The 19,426-nt window shown below is 42.5% G+C and carries 22 protein-coding genes; 12 read left to right on the forward strand and 10 right to left on the reverse strand.

From position 1 onward, the window contains the following. Positions 1–115 precede the first annotated feature (115 nt). The 4 genes from CL181_RS08750 (at position 116) to CL181_RS08765 (ending at position 4,459) form a co-directional block, all read left to right on the forward strand. Complete coding sequence (locus CL181_RS08750; protein ID WP_097298930.1) at positions 116–1,063, forward strand: alpha/beta fold hydrolase; 948 nt, start codon at positions 116–118, stop codon at positions 1,061–1,063. Positions 1,064–1,072: 9 nt separating this feature from the next. Beyond that, positions 1,073–2,275, forward strand: coding sequence for a serine hydrolase (locus CL181_RS08755; protein ID WP_217993131.1), 1,203 nt, complete (start codon positions 1,073–1,075; stop codon positions 2,273–2,275). Positions 2,276–2,388: 113 nt separating this feature from the next. After that, positions 2,389–3,642, forward strand: a complete 1,254-nt coding sequence (locus tag CL181_RS08760) for an Nre family DNA repair protein (RefSeq protein WP_097298932.1) — start codon at positions 2,389–2,391, stop codon at positions 3,640–3,642. A 16-nt stretch (positions 3,643–3,658) separates the two neighbouring features. Next, a complete protein-coding gene (locus CL181_RS08765) occupies positions 3,659–4,459 on the forward strand; it encodes a radical SAM protein (RefSeq protein WP_097298933.1) in 801 nt (266 codons plus the stop codon). A 153-nt stretch (positions 4,460–4,612) separates the two neighbouring features. On the opposite strand, the gene CL181_RS08770 is transcribed toward CL181_RS08765, so the two are convergent. From CL181_RS08770 to purN, 3 genes are read right to left on the reverse strand one after another with little or no spacing between them, the layout of a single operon-like run. Further along, a complete protein-coding gene (locus CL181_RS08770) occupies positions 4,613–5,485 on the reverse strand; it encodes a bifunctional 5,10-methylenetetrahydrofolate dehydrogenase/5,10-methenyltetrahydrofolate cyclohydrolase (RefSeq protein WP_097298934.1) in 873 nt (290 codons plus the stop codon). A gap of 8 nt (positions 5,486–5,493) precedes the next feature. Beyond that, entirely contained in the window at positions 5,494–6,732 is a 1,239-nt protein-coding gene (gene glyA, locus CL181_RS08775) for a serine hydroxymethyltransferase (protein WP_097298935.1), read from the reverse strand. Between the two features lie 55 nt (positions 6,733–6,787). Beyond that, positions 6,788–7,393, reverse strand: coding sequence for a phosphoribosylglycinamide formyltransferase (gene purN / locus CL181_RS08780; RefSeq protein WP_097298936.1), 606 nt, complete (start codon positions 7,391–7,393; stop codon positions 6,788–6,790). 328 nt (positions 7,394–7,721) lie between these two features. Between purN and CL181_RS08785 the strand changes: the two genes are divergently transcribed. Beyond that, on the forward strand, positions 7,722–8,039 hold the full coding sequence (locus tag CL181_RS08785) for a hypothetical protein (RefSeq protein ID WP_141398852.1): 318 nt from the start codon (positions 7,722–7,724) through the stop codon (positions 8,037–8,039). Here the strand turns inward: CL181_RS08785 and CL181_RS08790 are convergent. Next, the gene (locus CL181_RS08790; protein WP_097298938.1) at positions 8,036–8,860 is read right to left on the reverse strand and encodes a menaquinone biosynthesis family protein; all 825 of its coding nucleotides are present in this window, start codon (positions 8,858–8,860) and stop codon (positions 8,036–8,038) included. The genes CL181_RS08785 and CL181_RS08790 overlap by 4 nt on opposite strands. After that, positions 8,857–9,564, reverse strand: a complete 708-nt coding sequence (gene mqnB, locus CL181_RS08795) for a futalosine hydrolase (protein WP_097298939.1) — start codon at positions 9,562–9,564, stop codon at positions 8,857–8,859. Before mqnB ends, CL181_RS08790 begins: the two co-directional genes overlap by 4 nt. A 289-nt stretch (positions 9,565–9,853) precedes the next feature. Here mqnB and CL181_RS08800 point away from each other — a divergent pair, with 289 nt between their 5' ends. Continuing rightward, a complete protein-coding gene (locus tag CL181_RS08800) occupies positions 9,854–10,258 on the forward strand; it encodes a hypothetical protein (RefSeq protein WP_097298940.1) in 405 nt (134 codons plus the stop codon). Positions 10,259–10,293: 35 nt separating this feature from the next. After that, positions 10,294–11,034 (forward strand): MinD/ParA family protein, encoded by a 741-nt coding sequence (locus CL181_RS08805; protein WP_097298941.1) that lies wholly within the window; start codon positions 10,294–10,296, stop codon positions 11,032–11,034. Here CL181_RS08805 and CL181_RS08810 read toward each other — a convergent pair. After that, the gene (locus tag CL181_RS08810) at positions 11,013–11,756 is read right to left on the reverse strand and encodes a hypothetical protein (protein WP_097298942.1); all 744 of its coding nucleotides are present in this window, start codon (positions 11,754–11,756) and stop codon (positions 11,013–11,015) included. The two genes, CL181_RS08805 and CL181_RS08810, sit on opposite strands and share 22 nt — an antisense overlap. A 29-nt stretch (positions 11,757–11,785) precedes the next feature. Next, the gene (locus CL181_RS08815; RefSeq protein ID WP_097298943.1) at positions 11,786–12,565 is read right to left on the reverse strand and encodes an MBL fold metallo-hydrolase; all 780 of its coding nucleotides are present in this window, start codon (positions 12,563–12,565) and stop codon (positions 11,786–11,788) included. Positions 12,566–12,656: 91 nt separating this feature from the next. Between CL181_RS08815 and CL181_RS08820 the strand changes: the two genes are divergently transcribed. The 3 genes from CL181_RS08820 (at position 12,657) to CL181_RS08830 (ending at position 15,986) form a co-directional block, all read left to right on the forward strand. Continuing rightward, entirely contained in the window at positions 12,657–14,567 is a 1,911-nt protein-coding gene (locus CL181_RS08820) for a molybdopterin biosynthesis protein (RefSeq protein ID WP_255251504.1), read from the forward strand. Between the two features lie 77 nt (positions 14,568–14,644). Next, on the forward strand, positions 14,645–15,670 hold the full coding sequence (locus CL181_RS08825) for a hypothetical protein (RefSeq protein ID WP_097298945.1): 1,026 nt from the start codon (positions 14,645–14,647) through the stop codon (positions 15,668–15,670). Positions 15,671–15,779: 109 nt separating this feature from the next. After that, positions 15,780–15,986, forward strand: a complete 207-nt coding sequence (locus CL181_RS08830) for a DUF5371 family protein (protein ID WP_097298946.1) — start codon at positions 15,780–15,782, stop codon at positions 15,984–15,986. Between the two features lie 7 nt (positions 15,987–15,993). On the opposite strand, the gene endA is transcribed toward CL181_RS08830, so the two are convergent. Beyond that, positions 15,994–17,094 carry a tRNA-intron lyase gene (gene endA, locus CL181_RS08835; RefSeq protein ID WP_097298947.1) on the reverse strand — a complete coding sequence of 367 codons (1,101 nt, stop codon included), beginning with the start codon at positions 17,092–17,094 and terminating at the stop codon, positions 15,994–15,996. Positions 17,095–17,129: 35 nt separating this feature from the next. After that, a complete protein-coding gene (locus CL181_RS08840; RefSeq protein WP_097298948.1) occupies positions 17,130–17,495 on the reverse strand; it encodes a DUF192 domain-containing protein in 366 nt (121 codons plus the stop codon). A 56-nt stretch (positions 17,496–17,551) separates the two neighbouring features. Between CL181_RS08840 and yciH the strand changes: the two genes are divergently transcribed. Beyond that, positions 17,552–17,860, forward strand: coding sequence for a stress response translation initiation inhibitor YciH (yciH, locus tag CL181_RS08845; RefSeq protein WP_097298949.1), 309 nt, complete (start codon positions 17,552–17,554; stop codon positions 17,858–17,860). A 177-nt stretch (positions 17,861–18,037) separates the two neighbouring features. Continuing rightward, entirely contained in the window at positions 18,038–18,331 is a 294-nt protein-coding gene (locus CL181_RS08850; RefSeq protein WP_097298950.1) for a DUF5371 family protein, read from the forward strand. Between the two features lie 78 nt (positions 18,332–18,409). Here CL181_RS08850 and CL181_RS08855 read toward each other — a convergent pair whose 3' ends face one another. Further along, positions 18,410–19,237 (reverse strand): F420-dependent methylenetetrahydromethanopterin dehydrogenase, encoded by an 828-nt coding sequence (locus CL181_RS08855; RefSeq protein ID WP_097298951.1) that lies wholly within the window; start codon positions 19,235–19,237, stop codon positions 18,410–18,412. Between the last annotated feature and the right edge of the window lie 189 nt (positions 19,238–19,426).

Below are 19,426 nucleotides of genomic sequence, written 5' to 3' on the forward strand. Positions count from 1 at the left end.
AAATGTAGAACTAGTGATTTTTTTTAAAAATAGGAAGTTTTGGGACAGCCTGTACGATACGTTTTAATAGTTTACTCAATAAACTATATATAGGGAATTATTGGAGGTTAGACTTATGTCCCGACTTTCACTAATAATCATAATTCTGGGCGGTATCATAGCAGTGATCTTGATTGCGACCTACCCGAGCTATCGAAGCGACATCCGTGCAGCACGAGAGCGGGTTATGTCAGGAAGCCAGGTAATAGAGACCAGATGCGGCACGATCGAATATGCCACAATGGGAGAAGGCCCTCCTGTGCTTGTGGTGCACGGGGCTGGCGGTGGGTATGACCAGGGGCTGTGGATAGCACGGGATAGTGTGGGCGAAAGTTTCCGCATTATCGCCCCTTCGCGTTTTGGTTACCTGCGCACACCGCTTCCTCAAGATGCTTCCCCGGCTGCCCAGGCAGATGCACATGCTTGCCTGCTTGATGCACTTAATATAAGCAAGGTAGCTGTCATGGGCGTCTCGGCTGGAGCACCTTCATCTATGCAATTTGCCCTGCGCTATCCTGAGAGGACTTCTTCGCTGGTGTTGATAGTGCCCGGAACTTATACCCCCGACAAACCTGTTGAAAGCCCAAGACCGGTACCTTTGCCATTCATACTTAGTATGATATTCAAATCGGATTTTCCACTCTGGATTGCAATGAAAGTATACCCATCGAGTGTGCTCTATACCATAGGAGTGCCTCCATCATCCCAGGCCAGGCTCACGGACGCACAAAAGGATGATCTCATGCGAAGTTTGCTCCCGTTCAGTCCGCGTATAGATGGAATGGTTAATGAGGGTAAGATTGCCTCGTCCCTTAATCGGTATCCACTGGAGAATATCACTGCGCCGACACTGGTAATTAGCGCTGCCGATGACCCATGGAAAACTTTTGATGCAGCTAAATATACTGCCGAAAATATACCTGGTGCGAAATTCATAGGGTTTGAAACCGGCGGTCATCTGCTGACCGGACAAGAGGAGGAAGTGCGGTCAGAAGTAGCACAGTTTATAAAGCAGCATAATTGAGGCATGAAGATGAAGCAAACAAACGTCGCAATATCGGGTCATGTAAAGCCGGAGTTTGAGGCCGTGCAGGAAGCGTTCGTCGAGAACTTTACTCGCCGCAATGAGCTTGGGGCCGCCTGTTGCATATACTACCGTGGTGAAAAAGTCGTTGACCTGTGGGGCGGCGTCCGGAACAAGCGAACTTGCGAACCCTGGGAAGAAAATACGATGGTGATTGTGTTCTCCGCAACAAAGGGAATGTCCGGTCTGGCTATGGCGCTTGCCAATTCGCGGGGCTTGTTTGATTACGATGAGCGTATCTCGAAGTACTGGCCGGAGTTTGCCCAACAGGGTAAGGATAATATCACCGTCCGGCAACTGCTGGCGCACCAGGCCGGATTGTTTGCCTTTGATGAGACAGGGGACAAGAGCATCATAGCAGATCTCGACCGGCTGGCTGTGGTCCTGGCGCGGCAGAAACCGGTATGGGAGCCGGGAACGCGGCAGGCATACCATGGCATGACCCTTGGATACTACGAAAGCGAGCTTTTGCGCAGAGTCGATCCCAAACACCGAAGCTTAGGGCAGTACTTTCAGGATGAGATTGCAGCTCTGCTTGGACTGGATTTCTACATTCGCCTGCCCGAAGAAATTCCCAATACGAGACTGGCTACCCTCGAGCAAGCTAACCTCTCTCTGGCAACGTTCCGCGCTCGCCTGCCTATCCCCTTTTTCCTCGCTGTGATGAACCCGCGCTCGAACATCAGACGTGCATTGCTGGGATCGCTCTTACCTCTGGATAAAGAACGCATCTATGCCAGGAATTTCGAAGTTCCAGCAGGTGGGGGAGTGGGAACAGCTCGCGCCATTGCCCGTGCATACAGCGTCTTTGCGACGGGCGGAAAAGAGCTTGGGTTGCGAGAGGAAACACTCCGGCAGCTCATGGCACCACCTGTCGCGCCTGTGCATGGATTCCACGATGAAGCCCTGAAAGTGGACATCCGATTCTCACTCGGTTTCGCAAAGCCCGGTCCGAAGAATCCTTTCGGTCATCCGGGCTCCTTTGGAATGGCGGGATCGGGAGGGTCATTTGGGTTTGCAGACCCGGAGGCTAAGATAGGATACGGATACGCCCCCAATCGGATGAATAGATACCTGGAGGACCCACGAGACCTTGCTTTGCGCAACGCAATGTACAGCTCGATTGGCGAGATAGATCCGTACCATAGGTGAGTTCGGAGTGGAGAGCTTCATTTATTGAAGACGACCACGACCAACACTGTAAGGGCAATCACTTTCAGATAGCTTGCATTTATTTTATATCCTTTTGTATCATCAACTGATATATGGAAAGCCCGGATTCGCTATTTAGCGGCCAGAGCGATGCCCTGTGCATCCTCTGCCGCGGTTCAAAATTGCTATGCGGCAAGCAGAGGTGTCCGGTCCTTGTCAAATTCTATTCGAACGTGAAAGTCAAATCCCTGACAGACAGCCTGAATATCGATGGCTCTTCCCCGCCGGGGGTTTTTATAGGCAGGATCGGCTACCCTTATGTTTCTGTTGGGCCCCTTATTCCCCCGACACACGGCGATACGACCCTTCTTGATACCCCTGAAATGTGGCTCGGGAAAAGTATCGATGAGATAGTGGATTTTCGCTCGCAGCTTGTCCGGGGAAAACATCTTGTTCATATAAGAGACCTTGACAGCAGCCGCATCGTAGAAGCTACCCGCGAGATGGCTCTTTGTGCATCTCCTATTGATGTAGAGGCTGAATTCTTGAAAAAACCACATGCAAGGCTCGTACTGGATGATGAAGTCCAGCCTTTTGGCCCGACGGCTCCGCTTAAAAAGATCGATGTAGGGAACACAAAATTCGACCGGAGGATGGAGAAGGCATTTAATGATACTGACCTCAAAGCAAAAGATGCAGTCCTGGAGCTTTATAAAAAAGATACGATCATATCAAGCATCCAGAAAGCGTTCTCTGTGGGTGCATTCGGGGAAGGAAAAGCGCGCCGCTTTGTTCCGACAAGGTGGAGCATAACAGCAGTTGACAGCATGATAGGCGCGAATCTTATGGAGAAAATGAAGGATTTTCCCCTTATTAATGAATATCTTGTTTTTGAGTCGTGGCAGCTTGATAACAGGTTTGCCGTAATGATGATACCCCGCGCCTGGAGCTATGAACTTATTGAGGCATGGTATCCAAATACTGTATGGAACCCGTTCGGGAAAGATGTGGCAATAATGTCATCTTCCGAGGGTTATGAAGGGCGCACGACTTATGCTGAAATCGGGGGCTGCTATTATGCTGCGCGGCTTGCAGTGAATGAATATCTCGTAAAAGAAAGACGGCAGGCGCGCGTTGTGATCTTGAGGGAAGCCCATCCCGGTTATATCATGCCAGTGGGCGTGTGGAATGTAAGGGAGAATGTCCGGGCAGCCCTTAAGGCAGCGCCTAAAAAATTCTCATCTCTTGATGATGCTTTTTCATACATCTCTACAAGGCTTGTTATCCCGAAAGCCCGGTGGATCAAGGAAAGTACGGTTTTGAAAAATACATTATACCAGAGAGGACTTGAGGATTTCTTTACATAAATGCTAAGGTCATCAAATGATAAAAGAAGTAAAAGTAAAAACTGCTCTCTCACCTTCAAAACTTCCCGGGCTTGAATATGCCCTTAATCCCTACAGGGGCTGCGCGCATGCCTGTGTCTATTGCTACGCGCCCTCGGTCATTCACTGGGATAAAGGGAAATGGGGCGAGCTTGTGGAGGTAAAAGTGAATCTGCCACGGATACTTTCAAAAGAACTCAGGGTAAAGAAAAAAGGTGTTGTGGGGCTTGGAACGGTTACTGATCCTTACCAGCCTGCTGAGAAGAAATATGAAATTACGCGCCGGTGCCTTGAACTGCTGTCATTGCATGATTTCCCGGTTTGCATCCAGACAAAATCGTCACTTGTATTGAGGGATATGGATTTGCTGAAAAGTTTTTCAAACTTGGAAGTGGGTGTCACTCTTACAGCGCTTGATGAGAGCGTGAGGGCAAAAATGGAACCTGGCGCATCGACTGTTGAGGAGAGGTTACGTGCGCTGGAGGAACTTTCGAAAAATGGGATTAATACATGGGTTTTTTTGGGGCCGGTAATGCCATATATTACTGATGTTGATGCGCTCGTTGATACCATCGCAAAGGTGAAACCGAAGTATATGCTTGTTGATAGGTTGAGGCTGAAGGAGGGAGTATGGGAGAGGGTTCGGGGATTTATTGCAGGATTTAAGCCTGAGCTGCTTGCTGATTATGAAAGGATTTTTTTAAGAGGGGAGGATTATTATAGAGAGATTTTTGAAGGGGTTAAGAGGAGGTGTGAGGAAAAGGTAGTGAGGTGTGAAGTTAATAGGTTGGGGGATTGAGTTTTGAAATACGGCGAAACACAATCTTTGACGGCATATTTTAATAACCAGGAATACAATAATAAACTTAGTGTGATCGATCAGATATCAGTCTGTTACCAGACTGCCGGGGCGCTCGCTTGATGCCTGCGCCCTTCTGTTTTTTTTGATGACCTATTCACTCTGGATTTTCGCTGCCTCCAGCGTATGCTCCATAAGGATGGCTATCGTCATGGGACCCACGCCTCCGGGAACAGGCGATATCAATTTTACCTTTGGCAAAACGTCTTCAAAATCCACATCCCCATAGACCTTCTCATCCTGCCAGGTAATACCTACATCAAAAACGATCGCCCCTTCCTTCACCATATCAGCTTTGACCAGTCCCCGCACGCCTGTTGCCACAATGAGGATATCGGCTTTTTGTGTCTGGCTCTTAAGATCCTTTGAAAAAACATGACATATCTTCACAGTCGCATTGCGGTTTAAAAGCATAATCGCGGCAGGCTTTCCCACAACATTGCTGTGCCCGACAACAACAACTTCCATTCCTTTCGGGTCGATGTTATGTTCAGAAAGTGCCCTTATTATCCCTTTAGGAGTACAGGGAACAAAACCTTCGCTTCCGATTAGCATTTTACCCATATTGAGAGGATTGAAACCATCCACATCCTTAATTGGCGCTATTTTCATCATCACTATGCGTTCGTCAATATGTTTGGGTAAAGGCAGCTGTACGAGTATGCCGTGTATCTCCGGACGCCTGTTCAAGGTATCTATGAGCCCGATTATCTCTTCCTGTTCTGTTTCATGGGGAAATTTGTGGTCTTCTGATATGATACCAACGCGTTTTGCAGCCCAGTGTTTAAGTTTTACATACAGTTTTGACGGGGGATGTTCCCCTACAAGAATTGTGGCAAGAGCCGGCTTTGTGCCATGTTCTTTTACAAATACCTCAACTTCGTTCTTTACTTTAGCTTCAATATCCTGTGCTATTTTTCTCCCATCTATTATTCTGGGATCAGTAACCTCGGGAAGCGGCTCCATCAGTTACCTCACTCGTATGGGATCGGGAACTGGTTGCAAAGCTCAAGAATGGTTCTCCTTACTTCCTTGATCTTATTTGCATCATTAATGTTCCGGATGACCTCGTCGATCGCCTCTGCAATAATTATCATTTCCTTTTCCTTCATTCCCCGTGTAGTTGCAGCCGGCGTGCCTATCCGGATACCGCTTGTAATGAAGGGGCTTTTTGTCTCAAAAGGAATAGTATTCTTGTTAAGGATAATACCTGCTTCCTGAAGTTTTGCTTCAGCTTCCTTGCCGGTTATGCCAATCGGATTCAGGTCAACAAGCATAAGATGGTTATCCGTGCCCCCTGATACAAGTTCGTTGCCTCGCATCATCAATTCACCAGCAACTTTTTTTGCATTTTTCACGATTTGCTTCTGGTAGTCATTGAATTCTTTACTCATCGCTTCTTTAAATGCCACTGCTTTTGCTGCTATTACATGCATAAGAGGACCGCCCTGCATCCCCGGGAAAACCGTCTTATCTATATCTTTTGCATATTCTTCCCTGCACATTATCATGCCGCCGCGCGGTCCACGCAGGGTCTTATGCGTTGTCGTTGTAACAAAATCCGAATATGGCACAGGGTCACAGTGTACTCCTGCAACAACCAATCCTGCAATATGCGCAATATCCGAAAGCAACATCGCCCCTGCCTCATCTGCAATTTCCCTGAATCTTTTAAAATCAAGTTCACGTGGATATGCGCTTGCTCCTGCAACTATGATCTTTGGTTTGTGTTCCTTTGCGATTTTTGATAATTCATCATAATCTATCGCTTTTGTCTGCCTTGAAACACCATACGGGACTATCTTAAATAATTTTCCTGAAAAATTCACAGGACTGCCATGTGAAAGATGACCACCGTGCGACAGATCCATGCTCATTATCGTATCCCCGTACTTGAGCATAGCAAAATAAACTGCCATATTCGCCTGCGACCCTGAATGCGGCTGTACATTGATATGTTCTGCCCTGAATAGTTTCTTTGCCCTGTCTATTGCAAGATTTTCTGCGGCATCCACAAACTCGCAGCCTCCGTAATATCTCTTACCCGGGTATCCTTCAGCATATTTATTTGTCATTACAGAGCCTTGCGCCTGCAGGACTGCGCGGCTTGCATAGTTCTCAGAGGCTATCAGGTTGAGTTTGGTTCTTTGCCTTTCAATTTCATGTCTCATTATTTCATAAATTTCAGGATCTATTGTTTTTAACGGCATAATAATTCCTCTTAAGTTATTCTGTTATCATATGATCTATCGTATGATTCATCGTAATTTATTTTATGATCTTCACTTTCCGTCCTTCAAGACGCAGCTTATTTTCGACGAATAATTTAACCGCTTCGGGATAAATCTTGTGCTCCTGCTCAAGTATCCTTTCCGCAAGAGTCTGGTCCGTGTCGTCTTCTTTCACTTCCACGCATTTTTGCAGTATTATGGGTCCGCAGTCAAGTTCTTCATCCACAAAATGAACTGTGCATCCCGCAACTTTTACACCATACCTGAATGCCTGTTCCTGCGCATGAAGGCCGGGAAAAGCAGGAAGTAGCGCAGGATGGATGTTGAGTATGCGGTTCTTATATGCGGTAAGCAGTGTCTTTCCGAGAATTTTCATGTATCCTGCAAGAAGTATAAGTTGAACATTATTGTTTTTCAAAATTCTCAGGATCTCTTCCTCGTATAAGTCCTTTGATCCAAATCCCTTCGGATCTACATGAAAAGAATTTATTCCGTGTTTCCTGGCGCGTTCCAGTGCGTAAGCATCTCCTATATCGCTTACCACAACACATATTTTAGCTTTCAGATAGCCATTTTCAATACTATCTATGATAGCCTGGAGGTTTGAACCTCTTCCTGAAGCAAGCACTGCTATTCTGGTCACAGGATGCCCTGATACCTTCAGGAATATAATAGCTTTTGGTTTATTTACGTTTATAAAATTCTGTTAATAAATCGTTGGTACAATTGATTTGCGCTTTTGCCATTCCCACAGGGCAATCCGGTTTGTGTTTGTCGCCACAATGTAAGCAGCCTTTTTCGATAGCGCGTAGATAATCTATTTTAGATGTAAATAATTCGGTCAAACTGTTCACCTCTTTCTTATGATAACGTCTGTAAAAATAAATGTTCTGTTTTGCATGATTTTGGGATTATCGCAAAAAACCCGTAAAGTTTTAATATATCCTGTTATTATTAAGTTAAAATGGAATATGGTTTCAGAATTAAAAATCAAGTGCGATGACGAATATTCATTATCTGCGATCAATACAAAGAATGAAGTGATCAATGTTGTTGTTCGTAAATGCAATCATTGTAATGAAATAGTCCCGATAGTCGGAATATGTTCGGATTGCAACACAGAATATGAACACAAAAATACAGTGGAGAACCCGGAAACAGGTTTTATCCATTTTATATATGAATGTTCAGGCTGCCCCCCGGCAAAAAGGAAAGCCCAGAAAATCATTAAAATAAATGATGGCAACAACAGACAGTCAAGTGATGATTTGATAAAGAATTTCCTTTAATCAACAAAAATCGTTTTTCCAGAATGCGGAATAAGATTTAATTCCTCTGCTGTTTTCAGCAGTTTTTCTACTGCGACGATGCCGTCCCCTAAATCCCTCGTATAATCATTTACATATAGCCTGATGTGCTGTTCAATCACATCGTCATCAAGCTCCTGTGCGTTCTTTTTGATATATTCCACTGTTTCTTCAGGATGCTCGAATGCATATTCCAGACTCTGCCTGATGAACCCATCGATTTTCCCGATCACGGTTGCTCCCAGGTCTCTTCTTGCAAGGATTCCTCCAAGCGGGATAGGTAAACCTGTTTCATTTTCCCACCATTCACCCAGGTCCATTACTTTTACAAGATCATATTGTGGATAAGTAAAACGGCTCTCATGGATTATCAAGCCTGCATCAACGGTACCCATGCTAACCGCGTTCATGATCCTGTCAAAAGGCATCTCAACAATATTTTTCGCATCTGGCGCAAACAATTGCAATAGCAGATAAGCAGTTGTCATTTTTCCGGGTATGGCAATTTTTTTCGAACTGAGTTCCTGTTGACCTACTCTTTTCCTGGCCACTATCAGAGGCCCGCAACCTCTACCGAGAGCGCTTCCCGAATGCAGGAGACAATAATCGTCCCTTAAAAAACCAAATCCATGGAATGAGGCTTTCGTTACATCAAATTTTTTCTGCAAAGCCAGGCGGTTCAGGGTTTCCACATCTTTTAAAGTTTCCCTGAATTCAACATCGGAAGATAGTTTATTATGGGTCAGAGCATAGAAAGTAAATGTGTCATTGGGACATGGTGAATAACCTATAGAGATTTTCATTCCATCTTCCTGATCAGTTCACTGACTGCCTTATTACAATTCGATACCGCAAGAGGAATGTTCCATTTCTTCATATCCCTGTCCTCAATAATATTGCTTATTCCCCTGACCTCGATCACCGGGATATCGTACATGGAACAAATATGGGCTACAGCTGCACCTTCCATGTTTTCACATAAGCCATTAAAACGCTTTTGCATGATATCACCGCTAATGCGTGTTCCGGAACACTGGGATACTGTTATGAAATGACCTGCATGCGTGTTCAATCCAATGTCTTTTGAAGCATTTATTGCAAGCTTCAATAACTTCCGGTCCATCAGGAAAGTATTGAAATATTCGATTTTATTTTTCAGAAGTGTAAAACCTGTGAAATCCATAGGTTTCCATCCCTCGCCGGTCATTACTCCTTCCTCTCCGTAATTCTCAGTCTCTGCAACCACAACATCTCCGATAGCTGCATTTGAATATGCGCCAGCAATACCGAAAAGTAGCAGGAAATCTATTTCGTTGTTTTCAAGGATAAGGGTTGTGGAGTGCGCCGCATTCACCTTGCCTACGCCGCAATGGGAAAAAATAACATGATGCCTGTGTAAATAACCCTTCATAATAACTCCCTGTTCTTCATGAGGCGAAGGTTTGATCTGGCACCTCAAGCCTGCTGATTCTAAAGGAGTAGGTGCGATAAGCCCGATGTTTGCCATATAGAAGCCATATTTGTTTCATGGGATATAGCTTTTATATTGAGGGAAGTTGCAGCATGGAGGGTGGATGAAGAGGCGTTATTGTGCAACTTCCTCACAATTGCATAATATGTCCATACCAATATTTAAATTTTGTGCAAAAAGATAACATTTGCATATACATTTTTTAGTTGCTTTTCGTAATACATTGATTAGGTATATATATGTGTTTGCACAGTATACTGTAAATGTGCAAAGGTTGCTCATCACGTTCCAATTCTGCGACTTGCATTTGTGCACTGGAGATAAAATGAATTCAAATATGGAAACACACTCAAATGATAATATGAAGGTCTTTGAGAAAAGGCTTCAGTCACTTGAACGCAGGGTAGGAGAGATTGAATCGCGTCTTCACCCGGTTGTAGAAGACCAGATTGCTCTATACCTCACAATCCCAGACAGTTTAAGGAAATCACTTTTTGCAGTATCAGAATTATCAAAGGCAACTGCGGACGAAGTGTGCATTCGAACAGGCCGTCACAGGTCAATTGAGAATAAATACCTTAATGAACTTGTCAGGGCGGGCTGGCTAAAACGAGAACGGGTCGGAAAAAAAGTATACTACTCATCACGAAAAAAGAAAGAGGAAGAGTCTCCTGAAGTGATCAGATCAATAGATGAACTGGATAAGAAACTTGAAGAGATACTGGGTTAAGATATTATGGATAGAATTTATTTAAGGTGCAAGAAATGTGGATAAGCTTTCATTCTTATAAGGGCGGGACAGGCAAGACGAATATATCAGGGAACCTTGCCTGCTATCTTGTCAGCAAGGGTTATAAAGTCGGACTGGTAGACACTGATTTTTCAGGCCCGGGCATTCATGCACTTTTTAGCCTGAATACCAAAAAGACATTAGTAGATTACGTCCAGAACAAGGCAGCACTTGAAGATATCGTACACAAGAGAGGTGAGGGGGAGCTTTATATTATCCCGTCATATGCAACTGAGGAAGATATTGTGAGCTTCTCAAAAGACCCTGCCCAGGCAAAAGAAAAGCTTCAGGCGTTACTGCGGGATTTCCAGACCAGGTATAATCCCGACCATATAATATTTGATTGCAGCCCAGGGCTTAACAGGTCAAGCCTACTTATCATGGGTACGACAGAAATCAGCATTATAGTATGTACACTGGATAAACAGGATATCCGGGGAACTTATGTTATTTCCGGTGTGGCCCAGCGTTTGAGATCCAGGCCACGGATCCTGTTCAACAAGCTTCCTAAAAATAAATATGAAGCTTCAAAAAAAACGCTTGAAGAACTGAGCCGAAAATTAGGTCTTGAGCCTATCGGAGTTATCCTTTATGACGAAGCAATGGCAGGCGCCTGGTCAAGAAAGATCATGGTACATGCTTATCCCAATTCGGAATACAGTAAACAGATCGCGCAACTCTGGGAACGGATCAATCAATCAACTGGTTCCCCATAAAGATGCGCTTTCTCCTCTACTTCACGCTCCAGTTTTTTCTTTTCTTCAGATGTCAGGCTGAATAATTCCTGTAGATCTTTATCTGCATTAACGCTACCAAGTATAAGCTCACTGCCTGTGAAGCAAAACGGAATGCTCAATTCTTTGCTTCCCACCTGTGCATGAATTTCGTTTTGTTCAACCCTGATGATAACATCGATAAGTCCAAGAAGTTCAGATTCAACGCTTCCCGGTAATGCTTTATTTACCAGCATTGTCACAAGACCCCCTCCTTCGGTCCGTATTCTTGTATCCAGGTATTTCAGGGGACGCACAATAACATCCAGACGATCAAGCAACGCCATCATGCCAATGTTGTCAAGCATAACCAGGGATGCAGGATATTTTTTCAGCAATTTAACTACTTCCATGATCATACATGTGTAGTCCATGGGATTGCACCGGGAGGTCTGATGCGCAATTGTTTTGTCTCCGATGATAGTGGCATCAACAAACCATATATTCTCAATCGATCCTGCCAGAGGCAGCTCATAGGAGGAGAACTTGGAAAGTATTGTATTTGGTGTGTCCCTCAGGCATATCCATATAACGTTTTTTTTATCACTGATATTTTCATACAATATATGGTACACAATACGCTCGGTGGGCGTCTCTGCAGAGCCCATAAAAACACTGCTCCTGCCGTATAGGGCAGTTCTCAATTCAGCAGTAATGTCCTTCATAATGAATCTGTTTTAGCACATGAATAGCATTAAACATTACTATTATTAACATTCCCGTTCTTAAAATTCACTGTCATGCCATCCCGGGCAGCAATGACTTCCACACCGGTTTTTTCTGATATGAGCTTTGCCTGGTGCTCCGGGGATGATTTCAAAACCTGTAAACCGAAATGGGTCAATATAGCCTTTTTCGGTCTTATCATGTTGATCAACTCTGCCGCCTCATCCATATTCAGGTGACGGATCCTTTTATCGGTCTTCATCCGCACAACATTAAGAATCAGGTAATCAACACCCTCATAAGCAGTTACCAGTCCTGGAAAATATTCAGTATCGGGAATATATCCCAGGCGCCCTGATCTGAATGTGTAAATGACCCCGTAAGTTTCCACAGGATGCATATTTTCGACAGGGAACTTCATTGTGATATCCTTAAGGGTTATTTCCATTCCTTTTTTAATTTCATTTATTTCAACAAATGGCCTCACATACTGGAGTATAACCGGGTCAGAATTAAAGCAATCAGAAGGCGCGATCAAGTGCCCTCTTGGAGTAAATCCTCCACCCGTCATTGCTTCCGTTACAACATTCACATCACATGAATGATCTATATGCCTGTGGGATAAAATAATAGCATCAAGATCTCTTGGTTTAAGGCCAAGCTGGTGTATCATTACAAGGGAACCGGGCCCCGGATCATGGAGGATATTCAGGTCATCAAGTTTTAACCAGAACCCGCCGCTTTTTCGCAACTGGTTAAGAACAACCATCCTTCCACCACCAGTTCCGAGAAAGGTTACACTTGACATATATTATTATAAATGTATAAGTTGTACAAAAAAATATCTGAATAGATTTTCTAAAATTCCGGAAAACGATTTAACCACAGGATTCATGATAATGCATGTGAGAAAAGAATTCAGGAAACTTGTAACCCGTGATGAAGCAAGGCGGATCATCAACAGCCTTGATATTAAACCCCAGATATTCGAAGTGGATATAGAAGGCGCTTCTGGACATACCCTTGCAATGGATGTTGTTTCGCAGGTGGATGTTCCCCCTTTTACCAGGGCATCGATGGATGGTTATGCAGTTTATGCGTCTGATACTTACGCTGCGCGTGAGGATAGGCCGATCCGGCTTAAAATTATCGGATCCATCCCTGCAGGAATAGATCCCGGTGTTTTTCTTCAAAAGGGAGAGGCCGCTGAAATCGCAACCGGTGCAGTAATGCCTGAAGGGGCGGATTCCGTTGTTATGGTTGAGTACACACATTTTGATAAAGATGTTTTTATCCACCGTCCTGTCTCCATTAATGAAAATGTTATGCAGGCAGGTTCGGATATAATGGCCGGGGAGAGGGTTTTAAGAAAGGGAACCTGTCTTGGTGCACGGGAAATAGGTGTTCTTTGCGCGATTGGTAAACCGAAAATAAGCGTCTTCGGGCTTACAGTGGGAATAATCTCAACCGGAAATGAACTGAAAGCACCAGGCTGCCCACTTGACGCAGGTGAGATCTATGATGTGAATTCTTTTTCGCTTTCATGCGCGGTCAGTGAGTGCGGAGGCACTCCTATCCGTTACTTTAATGTAAGGGATGATGAAACAAAGATCAGAAAAGCATTAAGTGAACTCTCAAAAAATTGTGATCTCATTCTCACGTCAGGAAGCACGTCAGCGGGTTCTGGCGACATAATGTACAGGATAATTGAAGAAAATGGCACAGTCCTTGCCCATGGGATTGATATAAAGCCTGGAAAACCTGCAATTATCGGAAAGGTTTTTGGAAAACCTGTTTTTGGGCTCCCTGGATATCCGGCTTCATCTCTTACGATTTTCAATGAATTTGTAGCGCCATTGATCAGGAAAATGACCGGAAAAACAAACATAAATAATAAAACACATGCCAGAGCGGCTATAAGGATACGTTCCGAGGGCAGAAGCCAGCTTCTTCCTGTGGGTCTTATAAGGGGTATCGCTTATCCTATCGAAAAAGGGTCGGGAGCTATTACAACGCTTTCCGAGGCGGACGGTTTTATAGAGATCCCGCCAACAGTTGAGATCATAGAAGCAGGCGATGATGTTGAAGTCACATTGTACGGAGAACCTGAAAAACCGGATATATTCTTTGTTGGCAGCCATTGTCTTGGTCTTGATACGCTCGCAGACCTAACCGGACTTAAAATGCGAATAATAAATGTGGGTTCATCTGGCGGAATAAGTGCGGTCAAAAACAATATTGCTGATATAGCCGGAGTGCATCTCCTTGATGAATCCGGTGTCTATAACATTACTTTTCTTGAAAGAACCGGGCTTTTTAATGTTGTTCTTATAAAAGGATACCTCAGGGAACAGGGCCTGATAATACGAAAGGACAGCGAAATAAAAGAATTTGAGGATTTGATCAATGCTAGGTTCATTAACAGGAATACCGGTTCGGGAACAAGAGTCATGACCGATCTAAAGCTAAAGGAGGTCGCAAAGCAGCGTGGAATATCTTTTGAAGAACTCGCTAATTCGATAAAAGGTTATCATACTGAAGCAAAAACCCACAGTGCGGTCGCTGCTGCGGTAAAGCTGGGTAAAGCAGATGTCGGGGTAGGAATTCGTACAGTTGCAGAACTGAATGATCTAAAATTCATAAAAATAGCTGATGAGGAATATGATTTTGTGATTCCAAAAAGAATTATGGAATATGATGAGATTAAGAAATTCCTGGAAGGGCTTAGATCGCAAGAGCTCATTGATAATTTACCTTCGGGGCTAAGGGCATACGAAAGAACAGGGGAAGTAGTACAAATTATTAAGTAACATTAAGTAACAACAATTATTTACAGAACGCAAAAGTTATTAGTTTTAAAAGTAAACAATAGGATCGGAGATTTTATATGTCCATAAAAAAAATTGTTGTTTGTTTTATTATTGTCTTGTTGATGATTTTTCCGGCATCGGCAGCAGATATAAGCCTTAACCGCTGGATATTGAACGTAACTGTGAATGAAGACGGCATGGTGGATGAGTTAATACAGGTTGAAGTTGCAAATAGCGGCCCATCACCTCTTGATGGTATTTCATTCGTAGTCCCTGCATCGAATATTATAGTTATATATGATTTCGAACATACTTTCAGCTCAAAAGGCCAGGTAGTAGAACAGCAGATTGTTGGAAATGGAATAAAATTGACCGTGAATTTCAATACGTCTATAAAAACCGGCGAAACATGGAACGGGCGTATCGGTTTCAGGGCAGAGAATTTTGCCAGGAAAGTAGACGGCAATTATTCAATTGAAATTCCCATTGATATGCCGCAGGCAATAATAGCCGGGAAAACTGCGGATATCGGGGTTTCTCAGGACGCAGATATCAGGAGCCAGGTATTCTTGCCAAAAGGAATTGAAGTGACATCAGTAACACCCAAACCATTCAGGATACTTTTCCAGAATAGTCATATGGTTCCGACATGGACCCCGGAAAATCTGCATATGAAGGACACTATTATACTGAAAGGCTCATTTTCAGAAATATTAAAAAAAATAGCAGATATCGATGAAAGATCAAAGACATTATCCAAACAAATAAAAGAAGCAAAAACGAAAGGTATTGATGTCACAGAATCTGAAGCATACCTTAAGCAAGCTGAAGATTATAATACAAATAATGCAAATTCAGCCCTATCTTCGTTCTGGAAAAAAGATGACACATCTGCTCTTGAATTCATTGGATATGCCGAGAATGAATTAAATCTTGCTGAAAAGAGTTTTGCTACATCAGGAAAGACAGAAATCAAAGCTACAGTGAAGGCTACAGGAGAAACAGAAGAAAATAACGAAACTCCTGGTTTTGATGCAGTTAGCCTGATTCTTATGATCATAAGTTCTTTTATGATATTGAGGATAATCAGGTCTAAACCATAGCGTTTTTTATTTTTATCAGTAATGTTTAAATACTATCCTATGATAATGAGGTAGTAATTAAAAGTATGCCTATATGTGGTGGCATTGCTTTTTTTTAAGGAGTTATAAAATGGCAAAAATAATGCACGCACAAACAGTTCTTACAGAAGATGATATTGAAGCACTTAAACAAAAAACAGGGGAGACAAGCACCAAAGATGCAATTGCAAAAGCAGTTTCTCATTACCTTGAGTGTGAATATACAAAAGTAGAGGATATGTGGGCTAAGAAACTTGAAAAAGTAGTAAAAAGAAAACAGAAAGAAGAAGAAGAATAAATACAGGTTACAGTCGCATCCGCCCTATCATAAAAAAATCAACATGCGAATCGACTGTGCCAAAAATCATTTCTTTTCTTACGCTGTTGGCCAGGCGCACTGCGCGTGAAAGCTGCTGCAGTGAAAAAACATGATCCTCTTCTATTGCATGGACAAGATAATCTGAATGGGGCAGTTTTATCATATCATCAGTTTTCTTGATGTCCTCAATATTCTCAGTATTCTCAATTTTTTTGATGTTCTTATAGACCCGAAAGTGCGTCCCGAATTTAAATCCTGTCTTCGGAACGAGTCCCTCATTCCTTAGTTTTTCATAAACAGAATATTTTACCATGAAATTTGATTCTATGCCTGAAGCTGATTTAGAAAAACTATCAAAATCAAGCAGTTCTTTGTTCCTGTTCTCAATGTCCAGTATCCCTTTTTTTAAAAGATAACATGATTCAATGAGCGATAATTGCAGATGGCCTTCATCCATAGGTTTGCCAAAAAAACCATCTTTTTGAAGTGCTAAAGAAGCATCCGGATTCCAGACAATCACCCTGTCTTCAAGCAGGATCGCAGTTGACAGCTTTTTACCCAATTTTAATTCATAAGTGCCTGTCGGAGTGATTTTTTTCACCTCGTAATATGTAATATCACTTTCTTCGTCAACTATAGCAAGAACCAGGCGTTTTTTAAGGTTCTCGACCGTCCCGAGATGAGTCCTTAATTGGGATAGTAATAGAGGTATCCTTTCTGAAGTTACAAACATGAAAAATTCAGCCGGTGTTTTTCCGGGGTGTCCACCACGTGGATAAACACGAAAGCCAGTTACCCCTGGCTGGACATAATATCCGCGTTCCCTCATATCTTTATAAACGATATAAAATAATTCAAAATTTTTTAGTAGTGAGGATGCTTTCAGGAAAAAATCCTCAAAACCAATTTCTTTTCCCCCAAATTCAACTTTTATTTTTCCCATATAAATGAGAAAGGCGGTTTCGGTAAGAGAAACTTCGAGGTTGTCACCCTTAGGCCGCCCATAATAACTCTTATTATGCAATTCTTCAATTGCATTTTTTTCAAGTAATACATTATCTCCAGTTAATTTTCCTTTGAGTGTCATAATATTAATTAATATTCTATTATTCCAGTTATATTCTATCTATTTAAATTTTCATCAAATTCCATTTGTCCGCCTATAGACAGATTGAATTTTACGATTGTTCCTGCTTTCATTTCAAGAACATACTTGATGTCCTCCATTGTTTTATATCCAACCCAGGGTTTTAATCCTGAAAAGCCCATGATTTTTTTTTCGTTATTTAAGAATATTACATCGATCGGGAAAAATACAAAGAGCATGTGAACATTGACCTCGGATGGTTTTTTTAAGATAAATATCATTGAATAATCCGGGAGAATACTTCTCCGGAACATCAACCCCATTGCCTGTTTTGCCATTGTTCGTGCAAACTCAATGTTATTTGCTATCATTACACCATCATATTTTAATACGGGAAGCATCAAGTAGCTATATAACAATCTTGTGTAATATAAGAATGGAGGTATTAATCCAATAAATGAGTTCAGAAATGTGTGCTGTATGCGGCTTGCCAAAAGAGCTTTGCATCTGCGAAGAAGTAGCAAAAGAACAACAGAGAATAGTAATTAAGGTAGATACACGTAAATATAAAAAAGAAGTAACTGTGATCGATGGTCTTAATCCAAGCGAGATTAATTTGCAGGAATTAACATCTTATCTCAAATCAAAATTCGCATGCGGTGGTACTATAAAAGATAATGTTATCGAACTTCAGGGAAATCATAAAAGCAGAATGAAAGAAGTTCTTATTAAGAAAGGATTTTTGCCGGAACAGATCAAAATATAAATTATTCCTTGTGGGGTGGGTTCAAAAACATATCTCTCATTTTGGATTTTCTTTTTAATATAGATATTTATAATATTCTTTGAAATTATATTGTAGCCTTTTTGTGTGAAGTATCTTTTTATCTTTGTGAAATCATGATACTTATTATCATGACATAAACTGACCGGGTTGAAAAATATGAAACTTATAACTGCCATTAAACTGATCGAAGAGCGCGAAAAACAAAAACGAAAGGCTGAAAAAGAGATGCGAAGAAATGGGATGCTTTTAAAAAATGATAATAATAAAGAAAATCCAGCCAGCTTATTGGGAGAAGGAAACGAACCAAAAAACCTGGTTCATGTACAATCTATTTTTCCCCAGGATGATATTATTGCGTTGAAAGTGAAAACACGAGAAGCGCATGTAAGAGAAGCAATTTCAAAAGCAGTTTATTATTATTTAAGATTTGGCAATGAAGATACAAGTTAAAGCAGGAAGCAAAAATGCTTCCTGATAGGATGTTTTGATTATTTTTCACAACTTGCTGTGAAGAGGTTCACTTTACTGTTACTGGGGCTTCTCCAGTAATTTTGTCTTGGTCAGCAATCTGCCATCTTTTGCATGGGGCTTCCTGAGCACTGAGTCATTTGCTTTTTCCATTTCGCGGGCTTCATCAGCAAGTCTTGCTGCCGCGCGCATGGCTTCATGGCCTGATGCTGCTGCTATGGCTACCTGATCTGCCTCTTTTAAAACAAAACATGCCGGAAAGTCGATCTCTGCTACCTTGGTGGCGATGTGCAGGGCTGCCAGGGCTTTTGCCTTAGCGTATGGGTTGTTGAATCCCGCGCTCTCCACACATTTATCAGGTTTTGCAAGGATCTTGGGGAGCACAAGTGGTTTTGTACCTGCCGCTACCTGGTCTATCACTTTGTCGATCTCGGTCTGGACCAGCCTTATTGCGCCGCATATAGATAATACCTTTAAAGCATCTGTATTGAAGGTAGCCATCTCAACGCAATCAAGGAATTCCCTTTTTGCGCCGATCAACGGGTCAACCGGGAGGATTATGTATCCAAAGCCTGCCTGTTCCAGTTTTTCCCTGTCCTCTTTCTTTGTTGGGCCGTCGGATACTACTATTGTGGGTGTATCTTTCCAGACATCGCGTGCTGCTGTCGGGCCTGGCGCACTTGAGTTGGGGCTGATCATAACAACAAAATTCGGCCCCCAATTCTTGAAGGATGCTGTTTCTGCGGCTTCATCCTTCCCCATCTTTGCACCGGTTCCGAATACACGGACTGCTATTCCCTCTCTCGCTGCTATCTCATCAAGTAATAGATCTATTACCTGTGAGGTTCCAAGATTTCCAAGTTTAATAAAACCTACTTTAACGACCATATTTGATCACACCGGAATTTCGCTGGGTTCATTTATAAGGTTTTTGAAATTGTTCTGGGAATTCCAATTAGATGATGAATTCATAAAGCAATTGAACCCAAGAAAGAACTGGAGAAATATACCAAGATATCTGAGAATTTCATATACCAGTGAAAAACCGGTGCATAGAAATTCCTGATTTTTTGTTTA

This window comes from Candidatus Methanoperedens sp. BLZ2, assembly GCF_002487355.1.
Classification (GTDB): domain Archaea; phylum Halobacteriota; class Methanosarcinia; order Methanosarcinales; family Methanoperedenaceae; genus Methanoperedens.